Source organism: Serratia sp. 22264 (genome assembly GCF_052045345.1).
GTDB classification, from domain to species: domain Bacteria; phylum Pseudomonadota; class Gammaproteobacteria; order Enterobacterales; family Enterobacteriaceae; genus Serratia; species Serratia plymuthica.
In genome coordinates, this window is sequence record NZ_JBQEOY010000001.1 from 1,496,728 (window position 1) to 1,517,199 (window position 20,472).

The 20,472-nt window shown below is 59.1% G+C and carries 22 protein-coding genes; 13 read left to right on the forward strand and 9 right to left on the reverse strand.

What is annotated here, in order from left to right; all coding sequences use genetic code 11:
• Positions 1–80: 80 nt before the first annotated feature.
• The gene (locus ACTJJ1_RS06890; RefSeq protein WP_440832926.1) at positions 81–743 is read right to left on the reverse strand and encodes a DUF2239 family protein; all 663 of its coding nucleotides are present in this window, start codon (positions 741–743) and stop codon (positions 81–83) included.
• A gap of 301 nt (positions 744–1,044) precedes the next feature.
• On the opposite strand from ACTJJ1_RS06890, the gene ACTJJ1_RS06895 reads away from it, so the two are divergent.
• Together ACTJJ1_RS06895 and ACTJJ1_RS06900 are read left to right on the forward strand one after the other, a co-directional pair.
• Positions 1,045–1,467, forward strand: coding sequence for a GIY-YIG nuclease family protein (locus ACTJJ1_RS06895; RefSeq protein WP_259470204.1), 423 nt, complete (start codon positions 1,045–1,047; stop codon positions 1,465–1,467).
• A complete protein-coding gene (locus ACTJJ1_RS06900) occupies positions 1,467–1,883 on the forward strand; it encodes a MarR family winged helix-turn-helix transcriptional regulator (protein WP_440832929.1) in 417 nt (138 codons plus the stop codon). Before ACTJJ1_RS06895 ends, ACTJJ1_RS06900 begins: the two co-directional genes overlap by 1 nt.
• Before the next feature lie 465 nt (positions 1,884–2,348).
• Here the strand turns inward: ACTJJ1_RS06900 and ACTJJ1_RS06905 are convergent, their stop codons facing one another.
• Positions 2,349–3,176: an AraC family transcriptional regulator gene (locus tag ACTJJ1_RS06905; protein WP_004944894.1), complete on the reverse strand. Its 828-nt coding sequence runs from the start codon at positions 3,174–3,176 to the stop codon at positions 2,349–2,351.
• A gap of 235 nt (positions 3,177–3,411) precedes the next feature.
• Here ACTJJ1_RS06905 and ACTJJ1_RS06910 point away from each other — a divergent pair, with 235 nt between their 5' ends.
• Positions 3,412–4,845 (forward strand): NAD-dependent succinate-semialdehyde dehydrogenase, encoded by a 1,434-nt coding sequence (locus ACTJJ1_RS06910; RefSeq protein WP_004944896.1) that lies wholly within the window; start codon positions 3,412–3,414, stop codon positions 4,843–4,845.
• A gap of 89 nt (positions 4,846–4,934) precedes the next feature.
• Here ACTJJ1_RS06910 and ACTJJ1_RS06915 read toward each other — a convergent pair whose 3' ends face one another.
• Genes ACTJJ1_RS06915 through ACTJJ1_RS06925 form a run of 3 tightly spaced genes read right to left on the reverse strand, consistent with a single transcriptional unit; the run spans position 4,935 to position 7,811 of the window.
• Positions 4,935–5,840 carry an alpha/beta hydrolase gene (locus ACTJJ1_RS06915; RefSeq protein ID WP_440832932.1) on the reverse strand — a complete coding sequence of 302 codons (906 nt, stop codon included), beginning with the start codon at positions 5,838–5,840 and terminating at the stop codon, positions 4,935–4,937.
• Entirely contained in the window at positions 5,830–6,726 is an 897-nt protein-coding gene (locus ACTJJ1_RS06920) for an alpha/beta fold hydrolase (protein WP_004944901.1), read from the reverse strand. Before ACTJJ1_RS06920 ends, ACTJJ1_RS06915 begins: the two co-directional genes overlap by 11 nt.
• 29 nt (positions 6,727–6,755) lie before the next feature.
• Positions 6,756–7,811, reverse strand: coding sequence for a sugar phosphate isomerase/epimerase family protein (locus tag ACTJJ1_RS06925; RefSeq protein ID WP_004944905.1), 1,056 nt, complete (start codon positions 7,809–7,811; stop codon positions 6,756–6,758).
• Between the two features lie 141 nt (positions 7,812–7,952).
• On the opposite strand from ACTJJ1_RS06925, the gene ACTJJ1_RS06930 reads away from it, so the two are divergent.
• Positions 7,953–8,546, forward strand: coding sequence for a TetR/AcrR family transcriptional regulator (locus ACTJJ1_RS06930; RefSeq protein ID WP_440832935.1), 594 nt, complete (start codon positions 7,953–7,955; stop codon positions 8,544–8,546).
• On the opposite strand, the gene ACTJJ1_RS06935 is transcribed toward ACTJJ1_RS06930, so the two are convergent.
• The 3 genes from ACTJJ1_RS06935 to ACTJJ1_RS06945 form a co-directional block, all read right to left on the reverse strand.
• On the reverse strand, positions 8,543–8,848 hold the full coding sequence (locus ACTJJ1_RS06935; protein WP_004944912.1) for a cupin domain-containing protein: 306 nt from the start codon (positions 8,846–8,848) through the stop codon (positions 8,543–8,545). The genes ACTJJ1_RS06930 and ACTJJ1_RS06935 overlap by 4 nt on opposite strands.
• A gap of 99 nt (positions 8,849–8,947) precedes the next feature.
• Positions 8,948–10,828, reverse strand: coding sequence for a potassium transporter Kup (locus tag ACTJJ1_RS06940; protein WP_004944914.1), 1,881 nt, complete (start codon positions 10,826–10,828; stop codon positions 8,948–8,950).
• Between the two features lie 68 nt (positions 10,829–10,896).
• The gene (locus ACTJJ1_RS06945) at positions 10,897–11,808 is read right to left on the reverse strand and encodes a LysR substrate-binding domain-containing protein (protein ID WP_440832938.1); all 912 of its coding nucleotides are present in this window, start codon (positions 11,806–11,808) and stop codon (positions 10,897–10,899) included.
• A gap of 170 nt (positions 11,809–11,978) precedes the next feature.
• Between ACTJJ1_RS06945 and ACTJJ1_RS06950 the strand changes: the two genes are divergently transcribed.
• From ACTJJ1_RS06950 to ACTJJ1_RS06990, 9 genes are all read left to right on the forward strand, one after another.
• Positions 11,979–12,929 (forward strand): branched-chain amino acid ABC transporter permease, encoded by a 951-nt coding sequence (locus tag ACTJJ1_RS06950; protein ID WP_004944921.1) that lies wholly within the window; start codon positions 11,979–11,981, stop codon positions 12,927–12,929.
• Between the two features lie 9 nt (positions 12,930–12,938).
• A complete protein-coding gene (locus ACTJJ1_RS06955) occupies positions 12,939–14,051 on the forward strand; it encodes an ABC transporter permease subunit (protein ID WP_122289740.1) in 1,113 nt (370 codons plus the stop codon).
• Entirely contained in the window at positions 14,048–14,818 is a 771-nt protein-coding gene (locus ACTJJ1_RS06960) for an ABC transporter ATP-binding protein (RefSeq protein WP_062790563.1), read from the forward strand. The genes ACTJJ1_RS06955 and ACTJJ1_RS06960 overlap by 4 nt, the downstream gene beginning before the upstream one ends.
• Entirely contained in the window at positions 14,811–15,524 is a 714-nt protein-coding gene (locus tag ACTJJ1_RS06965; RefSeq protein WP_062870964.1) for an ABC transporter ATP-binding protein, read from the forward strand. Before ACTJJ1_RS06960 ends, ACTJJ1_RS06965 begins: the two co-directional genes overlap by 8 nt.
• 34 nt (positions 15,525–15,558) lie before the next feature.
• On the forward strand, positions 15,559–16,722 hold the full coding sequence (locus ACTJJ1_RS06970) for a branched-chain amino acid ABC transporter substrate-binding protein (RefSeq protein ID WP_006325586.1): 1,164 nt from the start codon (positions 15,559–15,561) through the stop codon (positions 16,720–16,722).
• Positions 16,723–16,740: 18 nt separating this feature from the next.
• Positions 16,741–17,232 carry an L-2-amino-thiazoline-4-carboxylic acid hydrolase gene (locus ACTJJ1_RS06975; RefSeq protein WP_020439122.1) on the forward strand — a complete coding sequence of 164 codons (492 nt, stop codon included), beginning with the start codon at positions 16,741–16,743 and terminating at the stop codon, positions 17,230–17,232.
• Positions 17,229–18,455, forward strand: coding sequence for a Zn-dependent hydrolase (locus ACTJJ1_RS06980; RefSeq protein ID WP_440832943.1), 1,227 nt, complete (start codon positions 17,229–17,231; stop codon positions 18,453–18,455). Before ACTJJ1_RS06975 ends, ACTJJ1_RS06980 begins: the two co-directional genes overlap by 4 nt.
• Positions 18,456–18,546: 91 nt before the next feature.
• The gene (locus ACTJJ1_RS06985; protein ID WP_004944937.1) at positions 18,547–18,894 is read left to right on the forward strand and encodes an ArsR/SmtB family transcription factor; all 348 of its coding nucleotides are present in this window, start codon (positions 18,547–18,549) and stop codon (positions 18,892–18,894) included.
• Between the two features lie 3 nt (positions 18,895–18,897).
• Entirely contained in the window at positions 18,898–19,431 is a 534-nt protein-coding gene (locus ACTJJ1_RS06990) for an SRPBCC family protein (protein ID WP_004944940.1), read from the forward strand.
• Here ACTJJ1_RS06990 and ACTJJ1_RS06995 read toward each other — a convergent pair whose 3' ends face one another.
• A complete protein-coding gene (locus tag ACTJJ1_RS06995; RefSeq protein ID WP_004944943.1) occupies positions 19,432–20,460 on the reverse strand; it encodes a transporter in 1,029 nt (342 codons plus the stop codon).
• Between the last annotated feature and the right edge of the window lie 12 nt (positions 20,461–20,472).

Consider the following 20,472-nt stretch of genomic DNA (forward strand, 5'->3'; position numbering starts at 1 on the left):
TCATGGCAATATTGTAGCAGGTTGCTGTTTTAGCGAGTCGACCTGGGAAACTGCGTTAAGCCTGTTTTTATGGTGATATTTTAGCCGGCCTTAGTAGCTCTCTTGGTTGGTTGATCTGATAAACCGAAAGCCAGGCGTAGAGTATGAGTTTTGATGTCGACAGGCCATGCTGCAATGCATTGTTCAAGTTTGGTACGATTGTCTGCGAAGAGTGCGCGAATTCCCTCCTCGTAGCCAGGCAAGTCTCCGGCGATCGCCTGCATGAACTGATAAGCAGCCTCATGAGCTGCCCGTTTTTGTTCACGCGCCCCCGCCGAGTGCATGGCTTCGTCTACCAGACGCCTGAGTATAGCGGATGCGCTGCCGGGTCGGGTGGTTAACCAGTCCCATTGACTGGGCAATAAGGTTACCTCGCGAGCAACGACACCTAATTTTGGTCTACCCCGTCCTTTCGATTCTGCAGAATCGTCTTCCACCGTCTCTGCCGACTTGTCCCGGCGGGTGGCATAACGCCCCGTGAATTGCTGGGGAGGACAGGAAAGCCTCTCTACAACGTCGGCATCAGACCCTCGCAGGTCCAAGTCGATCACGCTGCCTGTCATATCATCAAAAACAAGAAATGTTCTTAACGATCCCTTTTCGAGCTCATTTTTAACGGCAAGTGCAACTTCGACCAACGGACCTGAGAACAGCAAATGTTGGTCACCAAAGGCTGTCGAAGCCTTCGACAGGTATTCAGACATGCATTTAACCTCAATGGGATGTTAAGGGACCTTAATATACCCGGATAAAATTAATAGTAAATATTATGAAGACAGCTTCATTCTGATTAGTCACCTTTTTGACGACATCCGCGAAACTTGCAACCACCGGTGACTCATAACAACAGTAAATTCAGACTATAACCCCATTTAGCGATGATGACAGACCCTCTTCCGGGGGCTGTCTGCCCCATTCGCCATCAACCCCAAATTTTCATGCGGTATAGCGATAGGCATATTTACCCGGGTATTATTGACAGAGAATATTATCCGGGTATTATTCGTGAAAACGCATACCGCTGACAACAACGCCATGACTTACCTGAAACGAAGAGGAGGGATGATGACAGACAAACAAGCGCTGAAACGGCAGTACCTGGACACGAAAACCCGAGCCGGGGTGTATGCGATCCGTAACAAGATTACGGGGCGAGTATTGGTTGCAGGCAGTGCTAACGTTCAAGGAACACTCAACCGGCATCGTTTTGAACTGCGATATGCACAACATCGGAACATGAGACTTGCGCAGGATTGGGTTGAGCATGGTGAGAGTAACTTTCTCTTTGAGGTACTCGACAGGGTTAAAGCCAGTGAAGATCCCGCTTTCGATGCCGCGCGGGAATTGGAAATGTTGGTGAGCCTGTGGCGCCAGGAAATCCGCAGCCCCGACGAACTTAGCTACGACGAACCCAGGAAGAAGCCTTGATGAACACAAATCTCGATTTTTGTTTGGCGTTATATCGTGCTCAGGCCAGTCTGCAACTTAAGCTTGACGATGAATTGGGCACATATCATGGCATCAGCTTCAGTGACTTTACGCTACTGAATGTTATCGCGCGATCGGACGGCGATCGGGTCAATATATCAGCACTCGGGGAACAGATTGGTAAACCGCAATCAGCCGTAGTGCGTCAATTGATCGTTCTCGAAAAAATTGGCCTCGTAGCACGCGACAGCACCAATGGGCTTCGTCAGGTCGTGCTTCGCGCCCCCGGCCGTGTATTGGTGAACGTGGCGCGTGAAACTGCAGCGAGTGTTGGCACAAAAGCTCTCGAGTCATTTACCCCGGCAATGGTTGCAACTGTTTTCGCCGCAATGGTAACGCTGGCAAATGCGTCTTAATGCTCTAATGAGCAACGCCGTCAGTATCGAAAAGTTGGGCATACCATTGCAGTACGACGACAACATACAAATGTGACGAGAAAAATTCAGGTGTCGCTTTTGATTTTAACGGTTTAGGTGTGCTGTTCTTGTTAGATGTACTCAGTTTTGCTATTTCGGCATAGCAGGTTGCTGTTTTAGCGGGGCGTGGCACGATCTGGTGATGGGGGGTTATCAATGCCGGTCAAAGCGTAAACAACAGCCTCTGTACCCACGATACAGAGGCTGTTGTGATAGTGATAAAATTTCACCTACCTAAATGGAACCCCACGATCTCTACCAGAGCTGTTATTGCAGGTTCCGCCAATACCAATGGCTGCGGAACCTTAATCCTGTAATGCTCCAACAGTCAGAGAATTGAATGTCACCTTCCCTTGGCATTCTCAAAAGAAGAGCATTCTTACTTGCATACATTAATGGCGATACTTAGCGGGCCATGACCTGTTTTTGATAGCGCACTGGCGTGACGCCGTAACGGTTGGCGAAAGCGCGGGTTAAATGCGCCTGATCGGTTAGCCCCGCCGCCGCGGCTACCTGCGCGGCAGGCATGCCACGCCCCAGCATCAACTTGGCTTGCGCAAGGCGGATCGCCATCAGCATCTGCTGAGGCGACACATGGTATTCGGCTTTGAATTTGCGCAAAAAATGGTACGGGCTGAGCGACACCAGCGCCGCCAACTGATCCAGCGTGATGGCAGCGGAAAAGTTATCGCGCAGGTAGGTTTTGACGATGTCAAAACGGTGCGCCGGCTCATCTTTCAGCGGCCGGGCGATACGTGCGTGGGGGCGGAAGATCGCCACCACTTGCAGCAGCAGGTCATCAATCGTCATCGGATCCCGGGCTTGCCACAGTGCGGCCAGCGTCGCCGAAAGTTGCCGCGCCGCCTGCGGATCCTGGCGTACCGCATCGGTAAACCAAAACCCCTGCTCGCCGGACAGCAACTCCAGCGCCCCGGGTTCAAGGTAGAGCATCCGGTAATTCCAGCCGCCGGCCGTTTCCGCCTCGCCGGTGTGCAGTTCATCCGGGTTCATCAATACCAGCGAACCCGGCGCCGCCAGATGCTGTGCCCCCCGGTAACGGAAGCGCTCGGCACCGACATCGACGGTGCCGATGGCGAAAGCGTCGTGGGTATGCGGTTCGAAGACATAGCGTTCGATATGGGCGTGGTAAAGCTCGACGCCTGGCAATTGCGGCAATTGCCGGAACTGCGCGCAATCTTTTTCGAAGGGGAACTGCTGTGGAACACCCTGCACTCTACCTCCATCGCCTGCACCCTACCGCCTTGCATCAAGGCCGAATCTGGCTTGTATGATAGTCAAACCAACGCCGTTTGAGTAGTGCGCATTGCGGTTCCCTGGACGATCGCGCTCATTCGGCGTAGGGTATTTTACCCATCGACTGGCGTCTGTTGATCGGCGTCAGCGGGTTTGATTATCCTGCCGCAGAGCGGGAAAACGGTGTTTAACTCCCTGAAAGTAAGAGGCAACAATGTATCCAGATACTCAACTCTATATTGACGGACAATGGCGCAGCGCAATCGCCGGCAACACCATGCCGGTCACCAACCCCGCTACCGATGAGGTCATTGGCAACGTGGCGCACGCCGCACAGGCCGATCTCGATCTGGCGCTGGCCGCTACCGAACGCGGTTTTAAACTCTGGCGCGACACCTCCGCCTATCAGCGCGCCATCCTGATGCGTAAAGCCGCCGCCTTGCTGCGCGAACGCGCAGAATCTATCGCCGCCATCATGACGCAGGAACAAGGCAAACCGGTGGCGCAGGCCAAGGTTGAGATCCTTAACTCGGCGGACGTCATTGACTGGTTTGCCGGCGAAGCCAGCCGCACCTACGGCCAAATCATCCCTGCCCGCAGCCGCGATGTTCAACAGCAAACGCTTAAGCTGCCGGTCGGCCCGGTTGCCGCCTTTACGCCGTGGAACTTCCCGATCAACCAGATCGTGCGCAAGCTGTCCGCCGCGTTGGCCGCCGGTTGCTCGATCATCATCAAGGGCCCGGAAGAAACACCCGCCTCGCCGGCAGAGCTGATCAGAGCCTTTGCCGACGCCGGCATCCCGGCCGGCGTGATCGCATTGGTGTACGGCACCCCGGCGGACATCTCCGAATACCTGATCCCGCACCCTACCATTCGCAAGATCTCGTTCACCGGCTCCACCCGCGTGGGCAAACATCTGGCAGCGCTGGCCGGGCAGCATATGAAAAAGGCCACCATGGAACTGGGTGGCCACGCGCCGGTGTTGATTTTCGACGATGCCGATCTCGACGCCGCCGCCAAAGAGCTGGCACTGGCCAAGTTCCGCAACGCCGGCCAGGTCTGTATCGCCCCGACCCGTTTTCTGATCCAGCAAGGCGTCTATGAAGCCTTTGTAGAGAAATTCACCGCAGCGGTGCGCGACATCAAGCTGGGCAACGGGTTGGATGAAGGCGTGACCATGGGGCCGATGGTGCTGGAGCGCAGTGTCACAGCCATCGATGCCTTCGTGAAGGACGCCATCGACCAGGGCGCCAAGGTCAGCACCGGCGGCAACCGTCTGCCGGGCAGCGGCAACTTCTTTGAGCCAACGGTGCTGCGCGACGTCCCGCTGAGCGCGCGGGCGATGTCTGAGGAGCCGTTTGGCCCGGTCGCCCTGCTGCGTCCGTTCGCCACCTATGAGGAAGCGATAGCCGAGGCTAACCGCCTACCTTACGGGCTGGCGGCCTACGCCTACAGCCGCAGCATCGCCACGGTAACCGCACTGGGCCGCGATGTGGAAAGTGGCATGCTCAGCATCAACCATATCGGTTTCGGCCTGCCTGAAACGCCGTTTGGCGGGGTGAAAGACTCCGGTCACGGCACCGAAGGCGGCAGCGAGGCGATCGAATCCTATCTGGAGACCCGCTTCGTCACCGTCGCCGGCCGTTAGACACCCATAGCTGGAAACGCCAATGCCCCGCAATTCCAATGCGGGGCATTAGTCACACCGGGTGCAGCTTTCAGCACACTAACAAAAGGTTAGACGGCCTTGTCGAACAGCACCCGCGCCGCCGGAGTTAACCCCAGCATATGGATGCAGGCATGCACCATGCCCGGCAACCGTTCGCAGCGCACCGCCACCCCGCTTTCACGCAACCGTTGCGCATACTGCTCGGCCTCATCGCGTAACGGATCGTACTCGCAGCTCAGAATGGTCGCCGGTGGCAACTGCCGCAAGGTTTCGGCATGCAATGGCTCGGCGTAAGGATTACGCGTTTTCCCCTCTTTACCCCGATACGTCTCCCAGCAAAACGCCATCACTTCCCGGGTCAAGAAATACCCCTGCGCGTAGTCGTCATAACTGGCGGTATTCATTGCACCGCTCAGCGCCGGATACAGCAACAGCTGATGCTCGATTTGCGGCCCTTCGCGGTCGCGGGCCAGCAAGGCCACGGCCGCCGCCAGATTGCCGCCTGCGCTGTCGCCGCCAACCGCGATGCGCCCGGCGAGAATCCCCAACTCATCCGCCCGCTCAACCACTGCGCACAGTGCCTGGTAAAAATCCTCCAGCGGCCGAGGGAACTGATGCTCCGGCGCCAGCCGGTAATCGACCGACAGGATCAATCGGCCCGTGGCATTGGCCAGCGCCTGGCAAGGCCGGTCATACAGCGCCAACGACCCCAGGCACCAGCCGCCGCCGTGGGCGTACAGCATGGCCGGCATGGGTCCTTCCTCCGCGCTCAGCGGTAGATAAGCGCGAATGGCGATCTCATGACCGTCGTTGGCGGTGACCGTAAAATCCCTCACGCCGCCGCTGGCTTCCGCTTCGCCCTGCAGTTGCATCAGCCCGGCCTCGGCGGCGGCGCGCATCTCGGCCAGGGAACCGGGTGCCGCCGCACCTGCCGTTTCCGCCAGAAAACGGGCAATCAGCGTATCAAGCGGCATAGGTCTGCGCCTCCGACAGGAATGGCACCACCAGGGCGATAAACGCCTCGTGACACTCTTCGGTAATAAAATGGCCGCAGCCGGCGACCGTCTCGCCCCGCAGATCCACGGCGTTATCCCGCAACGTGACAAAAGGCGCATCGCCAGTGGCGTGTTCTGCGCCGATGGTCATCACCGGCATTTCGAGTCGGCTCTCGGCACGCCGCTGGTTTTGCCGCACGGTCTCGGGAATGGCGCGGTAGTAATCAAAACCGGCGCGCAGGCTGCCCGGTGCAGAATAAGCGGCAATATAGGTTTCTGCTGCCACCCGATCGCGGCGATAGGACCAGCGGTTAAAGATGTAGCCGAGATACTCTCTCTCGCGCCCCAGCGTCAACGCCTCCGGCAGGTCCGCCAGTTGGTTGAACATGAAATGCCACAGAAAGATGTTTTGGTCCGGCGACACAAAAATCGGCGGTGCCGGCGCCAGCCCAGGGATCACCGCTTCGGTCAGCACCAGTCTTTCCACCGCCTGCGGATAGTCGCTGGCCATCGCATAGCCGATCCACATGCCAATATCGTGGCCGACCAATGAATAACTCGGGTGCCCAAGCTGCTGCATGGTCTCGTGCAGCACGGCAGCGACGCTGCCGGTGTCATAACCGCCGGTGGGTTTATCAGAATCGCCGATGCCCGGCGGATCCACCGCAATCGCCTTAAAACCGGCCGCTGCCAGCGCCTGCATCACATAGCGCCAGGTATACCAGGTCTGCGGCCAACCTGGGATCAGCAACACCGGCCGGCCTTCGCCGAGGGTGACGCAGTGAATACGGTTGCCGTTGACCCGTGCATAGACGTGTTCGGGTTCAGGTCCATTCAGCATGGACCCGTTATTTTGCATTTTCATGGGTGTTCTCCGTGGTGGAATAACGTGGCTCAGCGCAGGCCGAGCAAGGTATTGATCTGTTGCTGGTCGACCGGCGCGCCGGCAAAATCATCAAACACCTTGTCGGTGACGTTGATGATATGGTCGCGGATGAACGCTGCCCCTTCGCGGGCGCCGTCCTGCGGGTGCTTGAGGCAACATTCCCATTCCAGCGTCGCCCAACCGGCGTAGCCGTGCTGCGTCAACCGGGAGAAAATGCCTTTGAAATCCACCTGGCCGTCGCCCAGCGAACGGAAACGCCCGGCGCGTTCGGTCCACGACTGGTAACCGCCATAGATGCCCTGCCGCCCGGTCGGGTTGAACTCGGCGTCCTTGACGTGGAACATTCGGATAAAGTCTTTATAAATATCGATGTAATCCAGGTAGTTCAGCTGTTGCAGCACGAAGTGACTCGGATCGAACAGGATCTGGCAGCGCGGGTGACCGCCGACGCGCTGATGAAACATTTCAAACGTCACGCCGTCGTGCAGGTCTTCACTGGGGTGAATTTCATAACACAGGTTCACGCCCTGCTCGTCGCAGGCATTCAGCACCGGCAACCAGCGTTTCGCCAACTCATCGAACGCCGTTTCTATCAACCCGGCCGGGCGCTGCGGGAACGGAAACAGGTAGGGCCACGCCAGCGAGCCGGAAAAGGTGCCCATCTCGCTCAGCCCCAGCCGCGCGGAGGCTTTGGCCGCCAACAGCAGCTGTTGCCGCGCCCATTCGCCGCGTGCCTGCGGGTTGCCGTGCAGCGCCGGCGGCGCAAAGCTGTCGCACAACGCGTCATAAGCCGGGTGCACCGCCATCAACTGACCAAAAATGTGGGTGGTCAGTTCGCTGACTACCAACCCCTTGTCTGCCAGCATGCCGACCAGTTCATCGCAGTAAGTCTGGCTTTCCGCTGCGGTAGCCAAATCGAACAGGCGGCGATCCCACGCGGGGATTTGCAGCGCTTTAAAACCGGTGTCCGCAGCCCATTGCGCAATGGCGGGCAGACTGTTAAAGGGGGCGGCATCGTCACTGAATTGGGCAAGATGCAGGCTTGGACCTTTCAAGGTTTTCATCGTAAACTCCTATTGGTTGTCGATTGACAAACAATAGGCTTAAATGAATCCCGCGGCAAGCAGATTTTAGAAATTCGTTGGCGTCAGGGGCGATTTAAGCGATCCTATCTCACTGAATGACAGGCAAACAGGAGCCGACCGATGGCAGGCAGACCACGCGAATTCGACCGCGAACAGGCATTACTGAAAGCACGGGATCTCTTCTGGCGCCAGGGATACGAAGGCACTTCGATGTCGGATCTGGTGGCCGAACTGGGCATCGCCTCAGCGCGCATATACAAGGCGTTCGGTTCGAAGGAATTGCTGTTCCGCGAAGCCATCGCCAGCTACGAAAACCATGAAGGCGGTTTTGCCGAGCGGGCGTTCAGTGAGGAAACCGGCGTGCGAGTGGCGATAAAGCGCTTGTTGGAAGACGCGGTGACGCTCTACAGCCGTACCGATCTGCCACAGGGCTGCATGGTGGTCTCTTCCGCCGCCAGCGTCAGCGCTGAAAACAGCGGCATTAAAACCTGGCTGGCGGAACACCGCCTGCTGCGCACCCAGGGCATTATTGAGCGGCTGCGGCTGGCGGTGAAAAACGGGGAGCTACCGGCGGATACCGACGCCGACAGCCTCGGTGATTACTTCGCGGTCTTTTTGCACGGTTTATCGATACAAGCGCGTGACGGCGTCACAAAAGAACGGTTGTTAGCGGCGGTTGACGTGGCGTTGTCCGCGCTGGGCGACCGGCATTAATTCTCGGGCAAATCAACAATCACCAGCGTGCCGTGGCTGCCCGCCAACACGCGGTGCGGCACGCCGGCTGCGGCCTGATACAGTTGCCCGGCGTTCACCGTAATTTCCTCGCCCTGCACTGCCAATCGCAGTTGGCCTTCGATCACCAGCAGCGTCTCATGGTATTCGTGAACCTCATCGTCAATGGCGCGCTGATCCATTCGCAGCACTTTGATATTGGCGGAACCGACGCGCCCCAGAATGCTGGAACGCCATGCTTGCGGCAAATCGGCAGCCAGCGCAGTAAGATCGAACAGTGACATAAACCCTCAGAGCAAAGCCGCGCACATCGCGCCACCGCACTATAGCCTGCGCCATGCCTGCGGCTAAATAACCGTTGCTTTTAACCTATAGCCAGACCGTCACACCGGCACCCGGCGGCTGATCTCCACCACCTGATCGCTGGGGAGATAGTAGTAATCCGTCACGTGCATGCCGTTACGCACCATCAGCGCAAAGATGCTGCGCTGCCACGCCGGTAACCTGTCGTTTTCTTCGCGGCGCACCACGGTTTCATGTCCCAGATAATAGGTGGCGTCGTCAAAATTCAACCCGGTTTTTTGCGCCTCGGCGTGGTGCAATAGCCGGGGAATGTTCGGCCGTTCCATAAAACCGTAGCTGGCCACGCCGCACCAGAAGCCCGGTGACTGCTGCCGCATAACCAACCGCTCGGCATTCGCCACCCGTGGTTCGTTCACAATCATGATGTTCAGCGCCAACACATCGGCATGCAGCGAGCCGTTACGTTTGACGTGCCATTTCATCACCGGCGGCGTGCCGTTCAGCGTGCGAGTAAGAAATATTGCCGTGCCCGGCACCCGAGGAATGTCCTGCGCTTCGATCTGCGCCAGGAAATCCGCCAGCGGCAGGCTCTTTTCACCCAAGGTACGGGAGGCGGCGAGCACTCCGCGATGCCAGATCAGCATCACGCCATAAACCAGGCTGGCCAGCAGCAACGGCACATACCCCCCTTGCAGCACCTTGCTGAGGTTAGCCACCAAAAAGCTGAGATCGACGATGAAAAATCCGCCGGCAACCAGCAGGCTGGCGGTGAATCCCCAGCGCCACACCTCGCGCATCGCCACAAACAGCAAGCCGCTGGTCATGATCATGGTGAGCGAAACGGCGATGCCGTAAGCGGCGGCAAGGTTATCGGAGGATTTGAAGAATACCGTCAGAAAGACCGTCACCGCCATCAGCAGCCAGTTGATGGCACCGATGTAAATTTGGCCGTAGCTCTCCTCGGTGGTTTGCTTCACCCGCAAGCGCGGCAACCAGCCAAGCTGGATCGCCTGACGGGTCATGGAAAAGGCCCCGCTGATGATCGCCTGGCTGGCGATGATGGTGGCAAGGGTAGCCAGGATCACCAAGGGTATTTGCATTATCGGCGGGCACAGGCGGAAGAAAATATTCTGGGTCACGTCGGCGCCGGAGAGGATCAGCGCGGCCTGCCCGGCATAGTTCAGCAACAAACTGGGGAACACGATGCCGAACCAGGCGAGCCAGATAGGTTTTTTGCCAAAGTGCCCCATATCGGCATACAGCGCCTCCGCACCGGTTACGCAAAGGAACACCCCGCCCAACACCAGAAAGCTGGTTAATCCATTGGAGAACAAAAACGCCACGCCGTACTCTGGGTTGATGGCCATCAGCACCGCCGGATGCTGGATGATACCCCAGACGCCCAGGGCGGCGATCGAGAAAAACCACAGCGCCATAATCGGGCCAAACACCTTGCCGATGCGCGCCGTGCCCAGCGGTTGAATGGCGAACAGACTGACCAGAATCACTACCGCCGCCGGTAAAATGAAGGGTTTGGATTCGGGCAAGACGATGTTTAACCCCTCCAGCGCCGAAAGCACTGAAATCGCCGGGGTGATCGCGCCGTCGCCGTAAATCAGCGCCGCACCGAACAGGCCGGCAAATACCACCATAGGTCGGGCGCTCTTCTTGCTGACCAGCAGCGACATCAGCGCCATGATACCGCCCTCGCCGCGGTTATCGATCCGCATGGCGAACATGGCGTATTTGAGCGAGGTCACTATCACCAGCGTCCAGAAAATCAATGACAACAAACCGAGGATCACCGGCGCGGACGGCGCATCACCGGACAGATAAAGCACGGTTTTCAGCGTATACAGCGGGCTGGTACCGATATCGCCGAACACCACGCCCAACGCGCCACCGGCCAGCAGCGGCAGGCTCATTTTTGGCGTTTGTTCCAGCTCGTTTTCTGCAGTCATCAAACACTCCGGTTAACCCATTGCACTCTATTCAGGATAGCCAATTCAGGCAGTTAACGCGTGTCTGTTTATTGACCTGCGGCCTCGCGCAGCAACCACTGCTGCAGATTCTGCCCCTCTTGCGACAACTCGCTGTCTGCCCGCACGCACAGGTAATAATCGCGGCCATCGTCAATCGGTCGGTCAAACAACTTAACCAGTTCGCCGCTGTTAAGATAGGGCTCGATCAGCGGTTCGCGCATCAGGGCGCAGCCCAGCCCCGACTGCACCGCCGCCAGCGTCAGCAGGCCATCCTCGAACATCGGCCCGGTGCTGCGCAGCGGCCGCCTGACGCCGGCCTGCTGGAACCACTGCATCCAGGTATTGCGTTCTTCGTCGTGCAACAACGGCAGCGGCGAAAGCTGATCCGGCGTATCCAGCAGCCCATGCAGCCTGATAAAACTGCGGCTGCACACCGGCACCATTTTGCCGGACATCAGTTTTTCGCTGCGATAGCCGGTCCATTGCCCCACGCCAAAGCGAATCGAAATATCTGCGGCGTCGCTGAGATAGTTACGGTGGTTGGCATACACCACGTTGATGTCGATATCGGGATTTTCGCGCAAAAAGCCGTGCAAACGCGGAATAAACCAGCCCATGCCGAACAGCGGGATCAGGCTGATGGTCACCTGCCGGGAGGCCGATTGCTCACGCACATGCTCCGTCGCCTGGCGCAACACGTTAAACGCCGAACGGATCGAGCGGTAATACTCGCGTCCTTCGCTGCGCAGGATCAGGTTGCGGCCCTGCCGCTCGGTGAGCGGCATTTGCAGAAAAGCCTCCAGCGTTTTGAGCTGATGGCTGACCGCCGAGGGAGATATCGCCAGCTCGTTCGCCGCAGCGGTAATGCTGCCCAGGCGGGCGATAGCCTCGAACGCCCGTACGGCGCGCAGCGGCGGATCGTTCGGCAATAGGGCGTCATATTCTTCTGTTTTTTTCATATATTGACTATTTTGGCAAAAAATCGGTTGTGGGGATAAATTAATATACAAATAAATCAATAAATTAAAAACACGCATTTTTTATATAAGAAATTATTTTTCCGTATTTTACAATTTTTTTTAATTCTCTACTCTGAGCCTCCTGAATCATTATTTTCGGGACTCTCCCTATGGATACGCTGGTACAGCAGACCGTCAACGGACTGATGCTCGGCAGTATTTATGCGCTGATCGCTCTGGGTTACACCATGGTGTACGGCATTCTGCGCATTATCAATTTCGCCCACGGCGATGTGCTGATGGTCGGCGCGCTGAGCGCCCTGTCGGCTATCGGCGTGTTGCAGCATCATTTCCCTACTCTGTCGCCGTACACAGTGCTGTTGCTGGCGACGACGATCGCCATGGCGGTCTGCGCGCTGGTGTCGATGAGCATCGAACGCCTGGCCTATCGCCGCCTGCGCAATGCCCCGCGCCTGGCGCCGTTGATCAGCGGTATTGGCGTCTCGCTGCTGCTGCAAACGTTGGCGATGCTGATCTGGTCGCGCAATCCGTTGATGTTCCCGCAACTGCTGCCCATGTCCCCCATTGCCTTGACCCAGGGCAGCGCCGGGCATGCGCCGGCGGTGATCACCGGCACCGGTATCGCCACGCTGGTTGTCGCCGTACTGGTGATGGCCGGGCTGCTGTTGCTGGTCGAACACTCGCGTTTTGGCCGCGCGATGCGTGCCACGGCGGAAAACCCGCAGGTCGCCGGTCTGATGGGTATCGATCCCAACCGGGTGATCCTGTTGACCTTCGCCCTCGGCGGTGCGCTGGCGGCGGTGGCGGGCGTCATGATGGCCAGCAACTACGGCAACGCCGGCTTCTCCATGGGCTTCCTGCCGGGCATCAAGGCTTTTACCGCCGCGGTGCTGGGCGGCATTGGCAACCTGCGCGGCGCCATGCTCGGCGGACTATTGCTGGGGCTATTCGAATCGCTGGGTACCGGTTATCTCGGCGAACTGACCGGCGGCACCTTCGGCAGCAATTATCAGGACGTTTTCGCCTTCCTGATTCTGATTGCGGTGCTGGTATTACGCCCATCCGGGTTGCTGGGCGAGCGCGTCGCCACCCGCGCCTGAGGAGATAAAATGACCGTTCTGACCCCCTCCCTGCAAACCGCCACCCCAGGCCGCGCCAGGCTCGGCGTCGCGCTGTTTATGCTCGGCCTGCTGCTGGCCCCCTGGCTGGCCGGGGCCGCCGGCGGCAACTATTGGGTGCGAGTGATCGACTTCGCGCTGCTGTACCTGATGCTGGCGCTGGGGCTGAATATCGTCGTTGGCCTGACCGGCCTGCTGGACATGGGATTTATCGCCTTTTACGCAGTCGGCGCCTACCTGACCGCGCTGCTGTCCTCGCCACACCTGACCGAACAGTTTCCGTTGCTGTTGCACTGGTTCCCGGATGGCTTGCATCTGTCCATCCTGCTGTTGATACCGCTGTCCGCCGTGCTGGCGGCGCTGTGCGGCATCCTGCTCGGCGCGCCGACGCTGCGCCTGCGCGGCGACTATCTGGCGATCGTCACGCTGGGTTTCGGCGAAATCGTGCGCATTCTGATGCGCAACCTCGATCGCCCGGTCAATATCACCAACGGCCCAAAGGGCATTTCCGGCATCGACCCGGTCAGCCTGTTCGGCCTGAAGTTTTCCGGCATGCATGAGTGGTTCGGCATCCGTTTTTCCTCACTGTATTTGTATTACTACCTGTTCGCTGCCCTGCTGCTGGCGATCCTGTTTATCTGCCTGCGCCTGCAACATTCACGGGTCGGTCGCGCCTGGACCGCCATCCGCGAAGATGAGGACGCAGCGCGGGCGATGGGCATCAATACCCGTAACTTCAAACTGCTGGCGTTCGCCATCGGCGCCACGTTCGGCGGTATCGCCGGCGCGCTGTTCGCCGCGTTCCAGGGATTTGTCTCACCGGAGTCCTTCACCTTGCAAGAGTCGATAGCCGTACTGGCGATGGTGGTGCTGGGCGGTATGGGCCACATTCCCGGCGTGATCCTCGGCGCGTTGCTGCTGGCGGCGCTGCCGGAGCTGTTGCGCAGCACCATGGGGCCGCTGCAACAGGCCCTGTTCGGCCAAGTGTGGATCGATCCGGAAATTATCCGCCAACTTTTCTACGGCCTGGCGCTGATTCTGGTGATGTTGTATCGCCCTGCGGGCCTGTGGCCGGCGCGTCATCAATCGGGAGCCGCATCATGACGCCATTACTTACCCTAAACCATGTCAGTAAACGCTTTGGCGGGCTGACCGCCGTGGATGACGTCAGCATGAGTATCCGCCGGGGGGAAATCTATGGGTTGATCGGGCCGAACGGCGCCGGTAAAACCACCTGTTTCAATCTGATCACCGGCCTGTACCGCGCCGATAGCGGTGAGTTCCACCTGTTGGATCGTCGCTACAAACCGCAGGCGATCGACAAAGTCGTACAGGCAGGCATCGCCCGCACCTTCCAGAACCTGCGGCTGTTCAACGAGATGAGCGTGCTGGAAAACGTGATGGTGGGCTGCCATGTACGCACCCGCAACGGCCTGTGGGCGGCTATTTCACGCCACCGCCGTGCCCGCGAGGAAGAACAGGCGACGCGGGAGAAATCTCACGCGCTGCTGGAGTACGTCGGCATCAGTCAGTTCGCCCATTACCGCGCCGGCGATCTTTCCTACGGCCACCAGCGGCGGCTGGAAATTGCCCGCGCGTTGGCTACCGACCCGCAGTTATTGGCGCTGGATGAACCGGCCGCCGGCATGAATGCCGCAGAGAAAGTGGCGCTGCGCGAGCTGCTGCAACGCATCCGCGAAAGCGGCAAAACCCTGCTGCTGATCGAGCACGACGTCAAGCTGGTGATGGGATTGTGCGACCGTCTGACGGTGCTCGACTACGGCAAAGTCATCGCCGAAGGCGAACCCGCGCAGGTAAGGCGCGAACCGGCGGTGATCCGGGCTTATCTGGGAGGCGCTGCGCATGTCTGAACCCTTACTGTCCGTCAAACGGCTAAAAGTATCTTACGGCGGCATTCATGCGGTGAAAGGCATCGATTTTACGGTTAACCACGGCGAACAGGTGACATTGATCGGCGCCAACGGCGCGGGCAAAACCTCCAGCCTGCGCGCGTTGACCGGCTTGCAACCCTTCGAAGGAGACATCCTGTTCGACGGCCAGTCCATCCGCGGTGTTCCTCCACATCGGTTGCTGCAACAGGGGCTGGTGATGGTGCCGGAAGGCCGCGGCATTTTCGCCCGCATGACGGTGCTGGAAAATTTGCAGCTTGGCGCCTACTCCCGCCGCGATAAACCGGCGATCCAGCAGGATCTGGAGCGGGTTTGCGCCCTTTTCCCACGCCTGCGCGAGCGGTTGCGGCAACAAGCCGGGCTGCTCTCCGGCGGCGAACAACAGATGGTGGCGATGGGCCGTGCACTGCTCAGCCGGCCACGTCTGCTGGTGCTGGATGAACCCTCAATGGGCCTGGCGCCGATCGTGGTCGAGGCCATTTTTGACGTGATCAAAACCCTTGCCAGTGACGGCGTCACGCTATTGCTGGTGGAACAGAATGCCCGGCTGGCGCTGGAATCGACCGATCGCGCCTACGTGCTGGACAGCGGCAGCCTGAGCCACAGCGGCCGGTCTGCCGGTATGCTCGACGATGAAAAAATCAAACAAGCCTATCTGGGCGAATAACCGTTTTTACTTTTAACCGCACCGGGAGTTTTACATGAACAAGATAACTCGCTTTAAGCCGCTGGCCCTGGCCGCCGCCGTTCTGGCTACCCTTGGCGCTGCCGCGCCTGCGCAGGCCGCCGACACCATTCTGATCGGTCTGGCCGGCCCGCTGACCGGCCCTTCCGCCCGTATCGGCAAGGATCTGGAAAACGGCGCTCAGTTGGCGATCGCCGACGCCAACGCCCAGAAGCCGACGCTGAACGGCAAACCTGTCACCTTTAAACTGCTTTCCGAAGACGACCAGTCCGACCCGCGCACCGCCGTTGCAGTAGCACAGCGCCTGGTGGACGAAGGCGTCGCCGGCGTGGTCGGCCACTGGAATACCGGCACCAGCATCCCGGCGGCCCGCATTTATCACGATGCCGGCATTGCCCAGGTGGCACCGGTCGCCACAGGTCATGCCTATACTCAACAGGGGTTTGATACCAGTTTTCGCGTGATGGGTCATGATGACGACGGCGGTAATTACGCCGGCGAATATGCCGTCAAGGTGCTGAAAGCCAAACGCATTGCGGTCATCGACGATCGCACCGCATTCGGCCAGGGGCTGGCGGACGAGTTTATCAAGTCGCTGGCGGCGCAGGGCATACAACCGGTAGCCCGTGAATACGTCGATGACAAAACCGTCGATTTCAGCGCGGTGCTGACCACCGTTCGCAGCAAGAATGCCGATCTGATCTTCTTCGGCGGCGTGGATTCGCAGGCGGCGCCGCTGGCCCGCCGCATCAAACAGCTGGGCATGAACACTCAACTGATGGGTGCCGGCGGCTTCGTCAGCCAAACCTTCCTGACGCTGGCGCAGAAGGAAGGCGAAGGCGTGGTGGCGCTGGAACCGGGCCTGCCGCTGGAGCAGATGCCGGGTGGCAAAGCCTTTGAGCAGGCTTACCGCGACCGTTACAAGACCCACATCGAACTGCATGCGCCGTTCGCCTATGACGCCACCCGGGTATTGATTGCCGCCATTGAGCAGGCAGGATCCGCCAATCCGGCCGATTATCTGCCGAAACTGCGCGCCATTCATTATCAGGGCGTCACCGGCAACATCGCATTCGATCCGCAGGGCAACCTGCAACAGCCAAGCTTCACCCTCTACAAGGTGGTCGACGGCAAATGGCAGCCGCAGAGCGTGTTGGGCGGCGCTAAAACACAACAATAAAGCAAGGGGAGCAAGGTGATGAGCTGTGCAAAAAACGAATTGGGCATTCTGGCCCGCCGGCGTATAGAGGCCGAGATCATCAAGCCGATCTACCAGATTCTGGTGCGTGAGATCGGCAAGGAGCGCGCGCAGGCGGTGATTGGCGAAGCCATTGAAAACGCCGCCATCGATGCGGGCAAGCAGTTTGCCGCGCAGGAGCCGAATGGCGCCGATTTGCAGAGTTTCGCCGCCTTGCAGTATCTGTGGGAAAAAGACGATGCGCTGCAAGTGAAGGTGATCCATCAAGACGAGCAGCAGTTCGACTATAACGTCACCCGCTGCCGCTATGCCGAGATGTATCACGAGATGGGGTTGGGCGAGATTGGCCATCTGCTGTCCTGCGCCCGCGACAGCCAGTTTATCGTCGGTTATGCGCCGGACGTCGAGCTGCAACGCACCCAAACCATTATGTCCGGCGCGCCCTGCTGCGATTTCCGCTATGCCGTAAAACCGTCGGGAGAGAAAAAATGACCCAACAGGTTAACGGCGAACGTCTGTGGCAAAGCCTGCGCGATATGGCGCAGTTCGGCGCCATCCCGAAAGACGGCGTCACCCGGCTGGCGCTGAGCGAGGAAGATCGTCAGGCGCGCGACCAATTGCGGGCCTGGGCGCTGGAAGCGGGATGCAGCGTGCGGGTCGATCGCATGGGCAACATGTTTTTGCGCCGCGAAGGAACCCGCCCTGAACTGGCACCGGTCGTCACCGGCTCCCACGTCGATTCCCAACCCAACGGCGGGCGCTTTGACGGCATTTATGGCGTGCTGGCCGGGTTGGAAGTGATCCGCACCCTGAACGATCGTCAGATTGCCACCGAACGCGCGCTGGAGGTGGTTAACTGGACTAACGAGGAAGGTGCCCGCTTCGCCCCGGCGATGATCGCCTCCGGCGTGTTTGCCGGTGTGTTCGATGAAGAATACGGCCTGTCGCGCCGCGATGCGCAGGGCATCAGTATCGGCGAAGCGTTGAAGCAAATCGGCTATGACGGTGAAGACCCGGTCGGCGGCAGCCCCATCCACGCCGCCTTTGAGCTGCATATCGAGCAAGGCCCGATCCTCGAGGCGGAAAACGTCGAGATTAGCGTGGTGACCAGCGCACAGGGCCAACGCTGGTACGAGCTGGAGATCCTCGGTTTCAGCGCCCATGCGGGCACCACGCCGATGGAACGGCGCCGCGACGCCCTGCTCGGCTTTGCCGCTATGGTCACGGCGGTCAATCAGATCGGCCTGGATTTCATGCCGGACGCCCGCGCCACGGTCGGCATGGCGCAAATCACCCCCAACTCGCGCAATGTGGTGCCGGGCAAGGTGTTTTTCAGCGTCGAGTTCCGTCATCCGCAGGAGGCGGTGCTGGAACAGATGGAACGGCGGTTGCTGGCGGCGGTCGCGGAGGTGGATGCCGGCACGTTGAGCGCTCGCGCCGAACGCATCTTCCAGTATCAGCCGATACGCTTTGATCAAGGCTGTATCGACAGCGTGCGCCAGGCCGCGCAGGCGCTGGGGTATTCGCACCGAGATATGGTTTCCGGCGCGGGTCACGATGCCTGTTATCTGAGCCGGGTAGCGCCCACGGCGATGATTTTTATTCCCTGCGTGGACGGCATCAGCCACAACGAGCTGGAAGATATTTCGCCCGCCTGGGCCACCGCCGGCGCCAATGTGCTGCTCAACGCGCTGCTGGCGCAAACGGCTAGCTGATCTCCTCGCCCCGGTTAGCCGACCGGGGCAATAGCAAAAAATATTCAACAAACTGGTTGAATATTCATCGCGCTGTTCTATATTCAACCATATGGTTAAATTATCTTCCTCACAGCTGGACGCCATTTTCCACGCGCTTTCCGACCCGACGCGCCGCGCTATTTTGCGTGCGTTGGCCGACGGCGAGCACAGCATTGGTGAACTGGCCGCGCCGTTGCAGATGTCGTTTGCCGGCGCCTCCAAGCATATCAAAGCACTGGAGCTTGCAGGCCTGGTGCAGCGAACCGTGCAGGGAAGAAACCATATCTGCCGGCTTGAGCCCGGGCCAATGGCACAGGCCATGCAATGGCTGCAAACCTACGAGCATTTCTGGACAGAACGGCTGGACGCGCTGGAAATAGCGCTGCGGCAGCCCGAACAGTATCCTCCCAAGGAGTGAACCATGAACGACTACGGTATGATTATTGAAACCGGCACGCTGCGCATTCAGCGGCTGCTGCCCGGCCCGATCGAGCGGGTCTGGGCCTACCTGACGGAATCCGACAAGCGCGCCACCTGGCTGGCCGCCGGCGAAATGACGCTGGAAAAAGGCGCTGTGGTGGAGTTGGTATTTCGCAATTCCGATCTGACGGGCGAACACGAGCAGGCCCCGGCCAAATACAAACAAAGCGACTGCAACGGCAAACACCTCGGCCATATCACCTGCCTTTTCCCGCCGCGGCTACTGAGCTTCACCTGGGAGGAAAAGGATCAGAACCGCCCTTCCGAAGTGACCTTTGAGCTGACCGAACAGGACAACGCGGTGTTGCTGACGGTCACCCACCGCCGCCTGGCCAACCGTGACGAAATGCTCAGCGTGGCCGGCGGATGGCACACCCATCTGGATATTCTGCTCGACCGCCTGCACGATCGCCAGCCACGCCCGTTCTGGAGCACCCACGCCAAGCTGGAAGAAGAGTACCGGGCAAGACTGTAATCAGCTTTCATCCCGGCGTCTGAACGCCAGATAGCCGGTGATCAGCGTAAAACCGCCGACCAGCAACACCAGCAGAATAAAACCGTGGTGATTGCTGGCCAGCGGGATCCCTCCCACGTTCATGCCGAAGAAACCGGCGACGATGTTAATCGGCAGCGCCAGCACGGTGATCACCGTCAGGGTGTACAGCGTACGGTTGTTCTGCTCCATCTGCTTGGCGCCAATCTCCTCTTGCAGCAGGCGAATGCGCTCGGTCAGGCTGGCCAGATCGTTCAGCACCACGGTGAACTCTTCAGTGAACTGCCGCAGATCCTGCACCACGTCCCGGCTTAACCAGGCCGGTGGCCGGTTCAGCAGGCGAAACAGTGCGGCGGGTTCCGGCGCCAGCAGGCGCTGAAAGCGCAGCAACATGCGGCGCATGCGCCCCAGTTCGGTGCGGTTGCGTTTCACATGATTGCTCAGCAGGCGATCTTCAATGGTGTCGACATACTGGTTGGCCTGTCGCACCACCTGTTCCAGTACATCTTCCTGTTCTTCCAGCAAGTGCGCCAACAGCTCGGTGGACGACGCCAGTTGCAATGGCCCCAGACGCCCCAGCAGCCGTTCGATCAACCGCAGCGGCTTGTGCCGCACGGTAACCACCAGCCCGCTGCGGCAATACAGCCACAGCGTGGCGATTTCCGGGTTATTTTCTTTGGGATGGAAAATCACGTCGTTGAGCACCGCAAACAGGTCATCCCCTTGCCGTTCAATGCGCGTGGTGTGGGAGCCGTGACGGATTTCGTCGAAGAAAAAATCGGAAATCGCGAAGTGATTTTTCAGCCATTTCTCTGCCGCCGCATGGTTCAGATTAAGGTGCAACCAGATAAACCCTTCGCCCGGCGACAGAGCCTGGTAAGCCTGGCAGGCCTGCTGCGAAGAAACCCGCAGCGGCGCTTCTCCCGTGCGGAACACGTGGCCGTAAATAAGCCCGGTCACTTCATCATCAAAATCGAGTTTGTGCATTTTATCCGCAACCGTCTGAACCATAAATCTTTATCC